The sequence below is a fragment of the Deinococcus fonticola genome, from assembly GCF_004634215.1.
GTDB classification, from domain to species: Bacteria; Deinococcota; Deinococci; order Deinococcales; family Deinococcaceae; genus Deinococcus; species Deinococcus fonticola.
Map to the genome: position 1 here is coordinate 115,148 of NZ_SMMH01000008.1, position 10,120 is coordinate 125,267.

Consider the following 10,120-nt stretch of genomic DNA (forward strand, 5'->3'; position numbering starts at 1 on the left):
TTTTTCCACTTGTTTTTACGCCTTGTTACTCCGGCGCGACTTCCTGATGCTCGAAGGCCGATACCACCGGGCTGGACACCAGCGGTTTGAAGTCCGCGTCCTTCACGAATTCCCAGCGGCGCGTGCCGAGCAGGCCCAGCAGGAAACTGAACACGCCGATGGACAGCAGGCTCAGCATGAAGCGCGGGTACTGGCCCTCGTAAGCGCCGGTAATGGCGTGCCGCAGGGCATTCACGGCCTGCGTGACCGGCCCCCAGTTGTGAATGGTCTGAAACACCTGCGGGGCCAGCTCCACCGGGTAGCTGCCGCCCGACGCGGCCAGCTGCACCACCAGCAGAATCAGCGCGAACAGCCGGCCCGCCGCGCCGAACAGGTAGATGAGCGTCAGCACGAAGCTCAGGAAGCTGAGGCTGGTCAGCACGGACGTGGCGACCACCTGCGCGGGGTGCAGGTACTCCACGCCCAGCAGGTGAACGCCCAGCACCACCAGCAGCGCCTGCGCGGTCACCAGCAGCGCGGGAACGGCGGACTTGCGCAGCATCCGCGACAGTTGACTGCTGCGGCGGCCCGCCATGGGCAGTTGCTGGTAAGGAAAAATGAATGTGGTCATGGTCACGCCCACCCATAGGCTCAGGGCCATGAAGTAAGGCGCGAAGGCCACCCCGTTGTTCTTCGCCGGGGCAAACACCGTGACTTTAGGCTGGACGCTGGTGGCCAGGCCGGCCGGGTCACCGCCCAGCTTCTCGATGTTCGCGGGGATTTTGCGGTAAAGGGTGTCCAGGCCGTCTTTCAGCTTCGCCGCACCTGCGTTCAGGTCGCCGGCACCGTTCTGAAGTCTGTCCGCGCCGTCGGCGAGCTGGCCCAGGCCGCCGGCCAGTTCGCCACTTTTCTGCGCGAGGGTGGTGGCCCCGCCCCCCAGCGCCTTCAGGTCGCGGTCGGCGGGAAGTTGCGCGGTGACCGTGCCCAGGGCGTCCTTGATTTTCAGGTTGCCGCTGACCAGGGTGTTCACACCGTCCTGAAGGGAATTCGCGCCGCTGGCCAGGGTCCGGGCGCCCTGCGCGGCCTGAGTCGTTTTTTCCGCGAGGGTGGCGCTGCCGGTTTGCAGCTGGGCCGTTCCGGTGGCAAGTTGCTGACTGCCCTCTGCCAGTTGGCGCGCTCCGGTCACGGCTTTGCCGGCGCCCGCTTCCGCCTCGTTTAATTTGCTGGCGAGGGTCGCCGCGCCGGTCTGGAGTCTGGCTGTGCCACTCGCCAGTTCGCCGGCACCTGCCGCCAGTTTGCGTGCGCCGTCCACCGCAGCCGCCGCGCCCGTTTGCGCTTCCCTCAGTTTGGCTGCGAGGGTACTTGCGCCACTTTCCAGCTGGGCCGTACCTGCCGTCAGTTGCGTGGCCCCGTCGCCCAGCTTCTTCGCGCCGTCCACGGCGGTAGCCGTGCCGACCTGCGCTTCTTTGAGCTTACTGGAGAGCGTCGCCGCGCCCGCTTCCAGCTGCGCCGTCCCGGCCGCCAGCTTTTCCGCGCCTGCGCCCAGTTGCCTGGCCCCGTTCACGGCGGCGGTGGTTCCCGTTTGCGCCTCCTGCAACTTACCCGCAAGGGTCGCCGCGCCGGTTTCGAGCTGGGCCGTGCCGGCCGCCAGTTGCGTGGCCCCGTCGCCCAGCTTCTTCGCGCCGTCCACGGCAGTAGCCGTGCCGGCCTGCGCTTCCTTCAGTTTGCCTGCAAGGGTACTTGCGCCACTTTCCAGCTGGGCGGTGCCCGCCGCGAGTTTCCCGGCGCCGTCGGCCAGTTGCCCGGCGGCGTCCACCGCCTGGCCTGCCCCGGCGTTCAGGGTGGTCAGGCCGCTGACCAGCACGTCCGTTCCGCCGGAAATGGCGGCGGCCCCCTGGCGGATCTGCGCCGTGCCGTTTTTCAGGGCCGCCGGGGCAACCGGGATTTTGCTGATCTGCTCGTCCAGTTGCCGTGACCCCGCCGCAAGCTGCGCGGCGCCGTCGCCCAGTTTCGCCGCGCCGGCTTGCGCCTGGGTGATGCCAGCCGAAAGTTGTGGGAGTTGCGCGGCGAGCTGCCTGTTCCCGGCCGCCAGTTGCTGCGCGCCCGTGTTCGCGCTTTTGGCTCCCTGGGCAAGTTGACTGGCCCCGTCCGCAAGTTGTCCCAAACCGCTCTGGAGTTGCGGCAGTTGCTGCGCCAGTTGCCCGTTTCCGCTGGCGATTTGCCGGGCCCCCTGATTCGCGGATTTTGCCCCACTCGACAGTTGATTGGCACCGTCGGCGAGTTGCCCCAGGCCGCTCTGAAGTTGCGGGAGCTGCGTGGCGAGCTTCTGGTTGCCCTCCGCGAGTTGTTTTGCGCCTGTGTTGGCGGATTTCGCGCCTGCGGCCAGTTGCTCGGCGCCAGCAGCAAGTTGCCCCAGGCCACCTTGCAACTGGGGAAGTTGTGAAGCGAGTTGCCTGTTGCCCTCGGCCACCTGCTTTGCGCCTGTATTCGCGCTCTTTGCGCCCTGCGCGAGTTGCTGCGCCCCGCCCGCCAGTTGTCCCAGGCCACTCTGGAGTTGTGGCAATTGCGCAGCCAGTTGCTTGTTGCCCGCTGCCAGTTGCTGGGCGCCCGTGTTCGCGGCTTTTGCTCCACTCGACAGTTGAGTTGCCCCGTCCGCCAGTTGCCCTAAACCGCTCTGGAGTTGCGGGAGTTGCTGCGCCAGTTGCCCGTTTCCGCTGGCGATTTGCCGGGCCCCCTGATTCGCGGATTTCGCGCCGGTGGCGACTTGACCGGCTCCCGTCGCCAGCCCAGTCAATCCGCTGGCCAGGGCCTGCGACCCGTCCGCGAGTTTAGCCGCGCCGTCTTGCAGCGGCTTCAGTTGCGCCTGTCCGGGCGCGGCGGCCTCCAGTTGACGCAGGCCCGCCGCGAGTTTTCCCGTACCGCTGGTCAGTTTGTTCACACCGGTGGACAGCGTTTGCGCGCCACCCGCCAGTTGGGTGCTGCCGTCGGCGGCCTTGCGGGTGCCAGTGGCCAAAGTTCCCGCGCCCGTGGCCAGTTCTTGCGTGCCGTTCTGAAGTTTCCCAGCCCCTTCGCGGAGTTGCCCGGTGGCGCTGCGAATCTGCCTGAAGCCGCTCTGCACGTCGGCCAGGGACTTCTGCACGACTTCCCAGCGGTTCTCGCTGAGGGTCTGGTTGAGGGTGTCGGCCAGGGTGGTGCCGAAGGTGGTGGCCACGCGCGAGGCGAAGTAGTTGGCGCCTTCTGAGATGTAGAGGTTCAGTTCGCCGTGCTGGGCGCTGTTGCCGGCGATGGACTGCCGGCTGAAGTCGCTCGGCAGGGTCAGCGAGAAGTAAGCGTCCCCGTGCCGGACGGCAGCTTCGGCAGCTTCCTGCGTGGGGTACGGGATGAATTTGAATTTGGGGTCTTCGTTGAATTTTTGCAGCACGTCGCTGCCCAGGTGGTACTCCTGGCCCCTGTAGGTGGTGCCGGCGTCCAGGTTCACCAGCGCCACCGGGAGTTTCTTCAGGTTGCCGTAGGGGTCGAGGCTGCTGGCCAGGTAAACGGTCGAGTACAGCAGGGGTGTGGCGGCGATGGCGGCGGCAGAGAGCCACATCATGGGGTGGCGCCACAGGCTGCGTTCGGCGGGCGTCAGGAGCTGGTAGTCGCGTTTCAGGGACATGTGGGTTCCTCCGGCGTGAGGGGCCACGCCCTCACTTCAATAGAGGCAGTATCCCTTCTTATTGACAGATAGTCAAGTGACAATCTGTCAGAATCAGGTTATGCTGTTCTCATGACCGCCGCGCCCGCGCCCCACACGACCGGCAAGCGCCGCCTGAGTGCCGACAACCGCCGCGAACAGATCCTGCGCTCGGCCGCTGACCTGTTCATCGAACGCGGCTTCGAGGGCGTCAGCATGGCCGATATCGCCGCCAGCCTCGGCACCTCGCGCCCCACCATCTACACCTATTTTCCCAGCACCGAGAGCGTGCTGGACGCCCTGCTGGACGAACGCCTGGAGCACCTGCCGGCCCGCTTGCGCCCCCTGCTGTGCGAAGTGCAGGCGACCTCTTTCGCGGACGTGTTCCGCGCGCTGCTGAACGAGCGCGAACTGCTGATGCTGCTGAACAGCGGCGGCGGCCCGCACTTCCGCGCGCGGCGGCAGGCTTTCCTGAACGCCATCGAGGAACGCCTGAACCTTCAGCAGATCAGCAAACTGCGCACCGAGACCCGCGGCCACCTGCCGCAACCCATGCTGATCGCGGTGGTGCTCAACCTGCTGAGCAGCGTCGCCTACGAGCAGACCGTAAAGGAACAGTGGAACCCCGACGAGCTGGCCGCGCTGCTGGAAAAATTCATCGTGGGGGGCGTCGACGGCGTGCTGGGTTAAGCCACTGGATTAATCCTCTTCCCGGCCCAGCATTCGCGTGAGGATGACATGGTGATCCTCGAAGAACTTGCGCGGTCGCAACAGCGCGTGGGCAATGGCCACCCGTTCGCCCGGGTATTCCGGCGGCGCCGCTGCGCGCAGGACATACGCCGCGCTCGGAACCACCAGGCTCCGGGACGGATGGTCAAACACTGTCGCCCCCTCTGGCACGCCCTCCCCTGCCGCGCCCTCTCCTACGACGAGGGGCCGCCCCGGCAACTCCCATAAGCCCTGCCCGATGTCCTGTGTGCGCTGGTGCAGGGTCAGGTCGGGGCCGCGCACGTCCAGCCAGCGAAGTTCACGGTGCGGGCCGGGGCCGGCGGCTGCCCTGGCCGCCTGGACAGCCTGCCACTCGCGCACCAGCCGGGGAAACCCGCGCCCCTGCGGGAACTGCCGCAGGAAGTCCAGCACCGGGCCAGGCAGTCCGCCCGGCAGCGGCTGGCGGGTGAACAGGGCGGCGCGAATGTCGGTGGCGTTCAGGCCGGGTTCCTCGGGCGTGACCAGACGTGTCCAGCCAGGGAACCAGTGCAGGTAACCGGTGCTGGCGTCCTTCTCGAAGCCCACCAGGGCCACGCGGGCGTCCGGGCCGAAGACCTGGGCGGCCACGGCGCGCACGTCGGCGGCCCACAACTCCGCGTCGAAGCGGTCCGGCAGCGGGCGAAAGGTCACGCGGTGCAGGTCGGCACCCCGCTGGGCCAGGGCGGCGGCGAACATGGCGTGGCGCTCCTGCGCGGTGAAGGGGTTTTTGACGCTGCGGGCCAGGTTCGCGCTGCCCAGCAGCACCAGCACGTGGGGCGCGGCGTCCAGTGCGGCCAGCACGGTGGACACGTGCGCGTGGTGCGGCGGCTGGAAGCGCCCGACGAACACCGCCCCTTCTCCGCTGCCCGAACTGTTCATTTCGTGTGCTGCGCCTGCAAGTCCTCCATGACGCGCTGGCGCAGACCGGCGGCGTCCGGGGCGAGGCTCACGCGGTAGATGTGCGGGTTCAGCAGGCGGCGCGTCTCGGTGGCCACGCGGGCCAGTTGCCGCGCCGAGAACGCCTGAATGTCCGTGAGCGTGCGGGCCGGGGCGGTGCGGTGTCCCCCTTGCATCACGGTCTGGCGGGCCGGCTGCCAGTTCAGTCCGGCGGGAATGGGGGCCGAGCGCAGGGGATTCACCGGGTCGCTGACGCGCTGGGCAGCCTGCGGCGCGCCGCCCAGCGTCAGCACATCCCATTGCAGCTGTTCATTGGCCTGCTTACCGTTCTGTTTACTGGCGCGCCAGACGTGCTTCACGCCGGGCAGGCTGGCCTTGCCGGGGTCGCCCGTGAGTTTCATGCGCGGCACGCCGCCGAGGGACGCGAGCTTGTAGACACCGCCGAGGGCGCCGCCCCCAGGCCCGCCCGCCGTGGCGAGCTGCGTGCCCACACCGTACACGTCGATGCGCCCCCCCTCGGAGATGATCCCGGCGATGACCGCTTCCGAAAGGTCGTTGCTGGCGATGATCTTCACGTCCGGGAAACCGGCTGCGTCCAGCTCGGCGCGGGCGGTGCGCGACAGGTAGGCCAGGTCGCCGCTGTCGAGGCGAATGCCGCGCAGTTCGTGGCCGGCCGCGCGCAGTTCCCGCGCCACCGTGATGGCGTTGGGCAGGCCGCTGCGCAGCGTGTCGATGGTGTCCAGCAGCAGCACGGTGCTGTCCGGGTAGAGCCTGGCGTAGGCGCGAAAGGCCGCCAGTTCGTCCGGGAAACTCTCGACCCAGGCGTGCGCGTGTGTGCCGGACACTGGAATGCCGAAGCGCTGCCCGGCCTCCACGTGACTGGTCGCGCTGGCCCCGCCCACGAAGGCCGCGCGCGCCGCGCTGAGCGCCCCGTCCGGCCCCTGGGCGCGGCGCGCCCCGAACTCCAGCACCTCGCCCCCATGCGGACTGCTTCTGGCAGCCAGCACGCAGCGCGCAGCCTTGGTGGCCACCAGTGTCTGAAAGTTCAGGGTATTGAGCAGCATGGTTTCGATGAGTTGCGCCTCCCACAGCGGCGCGGTCACCGTCAGCAGCGGCTCGTGCGGAAACACCACGTCCCCCTCCGCGAAGGCCTCGATCTGCCCGCTGAAACGCCATTCGCGCAGCGCCGCCAGAAACTCCGGCCTGAACTGCCCCAGCGTGCCCAGGTACGCCAGGTCATCCTCACTGAAACGCAGGGCCTCCAGTGTGTCCAGCATGGGTTCCAGGCCCGCCCACACCGCGTAGCCGCCCTCGAAGGGCAGGCGGCGGAAGTACAGGTCAAACACTGCCTCCTGGGTGTGCAGGCCATTGAAAAAATAGCCCTGCATCATCGTCAACTGGTACAGGTCCGTGAAAAGCGCTGAGGTGAGGCAGGGGGCAGTCATGAGGGGCACCTCCGGTGCGGGAATAGGAAGGGGTGAGGAAGTAGATAAACGGGTGGGCCTGGCACCTACAGTCAGGCCCCGGTTACGCCTGTCCCGCTTCGCTGAGGTGCTGACCGCGGGTTTCCACACCGATGGCCCAGGCGCACGCGGCGGCGGCGGCCAGAGTGACGGCAAAGACGCTCAGGGCCAGGCTCAAGTGGCCGCTCAGCAACATGGCCCCCACACTGGGCGACACGACGCTGGCGACGCGGGCCATGGCGCTGGTAAAGCCCATGCCGGTGGTGCGCACGGCGGTGGGAAACAGTTCGGGCGTGTAGGCGTACAGGGCTCCCCAGGCGCCCAGTAGGGCGGCCGAGAGCAGCATGGCCGCGCCCAGCACCGCGCCGGGCGTGCCCGCGCCCAGGAACAGGTAAACGCCCAGGGCACTGACCGCCAGAAACCCCGTGAGGGTGGCGCGGCGGCCCGCCCGCTCGACCAGGAAGGCGGCCAGCAGGTAACCGGGCAGCTGCGCCAGGGCCAGCAGCAGGGTGGTGCGGTACACCATGCCCAGATCCATGCCCTGGGCCCGCAGGTAGCTGGGCAGCCACGAGAAAATGCCGTAGTACCCCAGGCTCAGGCCAAACCAGGTGAGGCCCAGCAGAACGCTGCGGCGCGCCAGCACGCCCTGAAAAAGCGCGGCCCAGGTGTTGCGCGGGGCCGGGCCCGGGCTCTCCAGGGACCGCTCAGGCAGCGTTTTTCCGTTCACGCGCGCGACCCGCTGCAGGGCCGCCTGCGCCCCGGCGTGGTCGCCACGCACCAGCAAGGAACGCGGCGAGTCCGGAATGCCGAAGCGCGCCAGCAGGCCAATCAATGCGGGCAGGGCGGCGGCACCCACCAGCCAGCGCCAGCTTTCTGCCGGGGGAAAGCGCGTGCTGAGCCACCAGGCCAGGGCCGCCACCACCACCGTGCCCACCGCCCAGAAGCTCTCCAGATACACCAGAAAGCGCCCGCGCCAGGCGGTCGGCACAAACTCGGCCATCATGGCGTAGTCCACCGGCAGAGTGCCGCCGATGGCAAACCCGGTCAGGAAGCGCAGCAGCAGCAAAAGTTCCAGGCTGGGGGCCACAGCGCCCAGAAACCCGAACACCACACTTAACGCCACCGTGATCAGGAACACCGTGCGTCGCCCGATGCGGTCGGCCAGCCAGCCCCAGAACACCGCGCCCACCAGCATTCCCGCGAAGGTTCCGGTCAGCAGGGCGGTGGCCTGTGGGGCCCCTTTCGCCAGGCCGAAGGCGGCACTGACGCCCGGCAGGGCAAAACTCATCAGCAGGACTTCCATGGCGTCGGCCGCCCAGGTCAGGCCGCAGATCGCCAGCAGCCGCCACTGAAAAGGCCCCAGGCCCAGGAAATCGATGGTTTCATCCACAGTTGCAGGGTTGCGCGACACGGGGGAAGTGTAATACGGATTCCGTCCGCTTCCCACATCGTCGGAACAACACCGACGATATGTCCATCTCCCGGAACCCGTATGTTCTCCTTCTCCTTCCAGTCGGATTTCATCGCCCAGCATGGGGGATGAAATCGGAGTCGGTATCAGGCACACCACCAGGGGCAGATCGGGAATACTGAACGGCATGACCACCCCGCAAGACCGGATCCGGGCCGAGTTGCACGCGCAGCCCAGCATCGACCCCGCCGCCGAAGTGCAGCGCCGCGTGGCGTTCCTGGCAGATTACCTGCGCTCCACGCCCGCGCAGGGCTTCGTGCTGGGCATCAGTGGCGGGCAGGACAGCACCCTGGCCGGGCGGCTGTGCCAGCTGGCGGTAGAGGAGCTGCGGGCGCAGGGCAGGGCGGCCACCTTCGTGGCGATGCGACTGCCCTACGGCGTGCAGGCCGACGAGGCCGACGCGCAGCGGGCGCTGGAGTTCATCCGGCCCGACCGCACCTTGAGCGTCAACATCAGGGCCGCCGTGGACGGCAGCGCGGCGGCCGCCGCCGAGGCGCTGGGAGAAGAACTGCGCGATTTCGTGCGCGGCAACATCAAGGCGCGCGAACGCATGGTTGCGCAGTACGCGGTGGCCGGGCAACTGAACCTGCTGGTGGTCGGCACCGACCACGCCGCCGAGGCGGTCACCGGGTTTTACACCAAGCACGGCGACGGCGGGGTCGACCTGACGCCCCTGACTGGACTGAGCAAGCGCCAGGGCGCTGCGCTGCTGCGGCACCTGAACGCCCCGGAAAGCACCTGGCGCAAGGTGCCCACCGCCGACCTGGAAGACCAGCGCCCCGGCCTGCCCGACGAGGTGGCGCTGGGCCTGACCTACGGAGAGATCGACGACTACCTGGAAGGCCAGGAAGTTAGCCCCGAAGCGGCACAGAAACTGGAGCAGTACCACTGCAACACCCGCCACAAACGCCACCTGCCCGTCACGCCTTTCGACGACTGGTGGCGTCAAGGTTGACGGGGCGCCGCGCAGGCGAGGAACCGGCCGGCTTTGCGGGGCGGGATGTCCGCCCAGGACACGGAGTGAGGACACAAAGTCCAACACACAAAGTCAGGGCACGCCAGCCCTTATCATCACGGGCAGGAGGCCCGCCATGACCACCCCCCCAGAAGACCCCCGGAGCAGCGCCGACGCGATCCTGAGCACCATCCGCCGCTGGCAGGCGGGCGCGCTGGCCCGCGAACAGGTGGTGCTGGAACTCAGCCGCGTGCCACTGGAACAGGGAGACGTGATTCAGGACGTCCTGAGTGCCCTGCAAGGCCACATGGAGCTGGCCCGCACCACCAGCGCCGAGCACGTGCAGGAAGACACGCAGTCCTGGCGCAGCGAACTGATGGCCTCGCGCGCGCGCAACTGGACGTACCCGTACCCGGTGGGCCTGCTGGTGTGCCCCTCGGTGCTGATCCTGACCGACGCCACGCGCGGCGTGGTGCTGCGCGAAAGCGGCGCCAAGGCCCTGCCCCGCAGCACCAGCGCCTCGATCATGCTGCTGTGCCAGACCATCGTGATGGCCCAGAATGCCGTGGACGCCCAGGAGCTGAAAAAACTTCAGGATCAGCGCATCGCCAGCACGTCCACCTCGCTCTCGGAAATCGAGATCATTCGCTGAGGGCGTGGCGCGCCTATAACCGTTGACAAAAAAACACAGAAAATGCAGGGCCTTCCATCCACGCAAACCCGAAAGGGAAAATGGAGTCATGTGGCGAACAGCACCCGCATGACTCCATTCGCAGCACTGCGCTACACACCCAGGTAAGCCTTGATGACGGCGATTAGGGGTTGACATTTCGTGTCCAGAATGGCAAAGGGATGAAGGTGTTGACGCCTCATCCCGACTACAGTTTAATGCCCATCCCCCAGGCCGCAACGCTGATTGCCTTTCAGGTTCAATT

At 67.7% G+C, this 10,120-nt stretch carries 7 protein-coding genes; 3 read left to right on the forward strand and 4 right to left on the reverse strand.

Annotation, left to right across the window (positions count from 1 at the left end; all coding sequences use genetic code 11):
- Nucleotides 1–25: 25 nt before the first annotated feature.
- On the reverse strand, nucleotides 26–3,634 hold the full coding sequence (locus E5Z01_RS06785; RefSeq protein WP_135228675.1) for a YhgE/Pip domain-containing protein: 3,609 nt from the start codon (nucleotides 3,632–3,634) through the stop codon (nucleotides 26–28).
- Between the two features lie 111 nt (nucleotides 3,635–3,745).
- On the opposite strand from E5Z01_RS06785, the gene E5Z01_RS06790 reads away from it, so the two are divergent.
- On the forward strand, nucleotides 3,746–4,342 hold the full coding sequence (locus tag E5Z01_RS06790; RefSeq protein ID WP_135228676.1) for a TetR/AcrR family transcriptional regulator: 597 nt from the start codon (nucleotides 3,746–3,748) through the stop codon (nucleotides 4,340–4,342).
- Nucleotides 4,343–4,351: 9 nt separating this feature from the next.
- Here E5Z01_RS06790 and E5Z01_RS06795 read toward each other — a convergent pair whose 3' ends face one another.
- From E5Z01_RS06795 to E5Z01_RS06805, 3 genes are all read right to left on the reverse strand, one after another.
- On the reverse strand, nucleotides 4,352–5,278 hold the full coding sequence (locus tag E5Z01_RS06795; RefSeq protein WP_135228677.1) for an adenylyltransferase/cytidyltransferase family protein: 927 nt from the start codon (nucleotides 5,276–5,278) through the stop codon (nucleotides 4,352–4,354).
- Complete coding sequence (locus E5Z01_RS06800) at nucleotides 5,275–6,741, reverse strand: nicotinate phosphoribosyltransferase (protein ID WP_135228678.1); 1,467 nt, start codon at nucleotides 6,739–6,741, stop codon at nucleotides 5,275–5,277. Before E5Z01_RS06800 ends, E5Z01_RS06795 begins: the two co-directional genes overlap by 4 nt.
- A gap of 82 nt (nucleotides 6,742–6,823) precedes the next feature.
- Nucleotides 6,824–8,170, reverse strand: coding sequence for an MFS transporter (locus E5Z01_RS06805; RefSeq protein WP_240738213.1), 1,347 nt, complete (start codon nucleotides 8,168–8,170; stop codon nucleotides 6,824–6,826).
- 187 nt (nucleotides 8,171–8,357) lie between these two features.
- On the opposite strand from E5Z01_RS06805, the gene nadE reads away from it, so the two are divergent.
- Together nadE and E5Z01_RS06815 are read left to right on the forward strand one after the other, a co-directional pair.
- A complete protein-coding gene (nadE, locus tag E5Z01_RS06810; protein ID WP_135228679.1) occupies nucleotides 8,358–9,185 on the forward strand; it encodes an ammonia-dependent NAD(+) synthetase in 828 nt (275 codons plus the stop codon).
- A gap of 136 nt (nucleotides 9,186–9,321) precedes the next feature.
- Nucleotides 9,322–9,837, forward strand: a complete 516-nt coding sequence (locus tag E5Z01_RS06815) for a hypothetical protein (protein ID WP_135228680.1) — start codon at nucleotides 9,322–9,324, stop codon at nucleotides 9,835–9,837.
- The last annotated feature ends 283 nt before the right edge of the window (nucleotides 9,838–10,120 follow it).